This window comes from Streptomyces milbemycinicus (assembly GCF_002154605.1).
GTDB classification, from domain to species: domain Bacteria; phylum Actinomycetota; class Actinomycetes; order Streptomycetales; family Streptomycetaceae; genus Streptomyces; species Streptomyces milbemycinicus.
Genome location: NZ_MUNE01001032.1, coordinates 1 through 505, shown reverse-complemented (window position 1 = coordinate 505; position 505 = coordinate 1). Strand labels below are relative to the sequence as shown.

Annotated in this window: 1 pseudogene; it reads right to left on the bottom strand. The window is 72.3% G+C overall.

Features of this window, described 5'->3' with window-relative positions:
* Positions 1-94: 94 nt before the first annotated feature.
* Positions 95-505: pseudogene (locus CCN51_RS50650) on the bottom strand (HAD-IIIC family phosphatase); the annotation flags it as partial.

The window sequence follows — 505 nt, the reverse complement described above, 5'->3', positions numbered from 1 at the left end:
ACGGGCAGGTGGTGGCTCGGGTTCGCCGTTCGTAGTTACGGGCCATGCGCTCGGCGGATCGGAACAAGGACACCCTTCAGCCGCAGCGGCCGGGTCAGCCGTCCGCCGTGCCCCACTCGATCAGCTCGCGCCCGGGGCAGAACAGGCGCGGGGCGAGCACCTTGAGGTGAGGCGGTGCGGACTGGCGGGAGGGTTTGAGGAGGAGGGTCTGGGCGCCGTCCTCCGCCGGGTCAGGCCGGCCGGGTACGTCCTCGAAGCCCGCGAAGCGGTAGGCGACCTCCATCATCCGGTTGCGTTCGGTGCGGCGGAAGGCCGCGGTGAGGGTGGTGCCGGCGCGGGCGGTCTCGTCGGTGAGCCAGCGCAGCAGGGCCGCTCCCACACCGAAGGACACCACGCGGCAGGAGGTGGCGAGGAGCTTGATGTGGTCGGCGTCGGGGCGCCGTTCGAGGAGGATGACGCCGATGGCGCCATGCGGGCCGAAGCGGTCGGTGAGGGAGGCGACCAG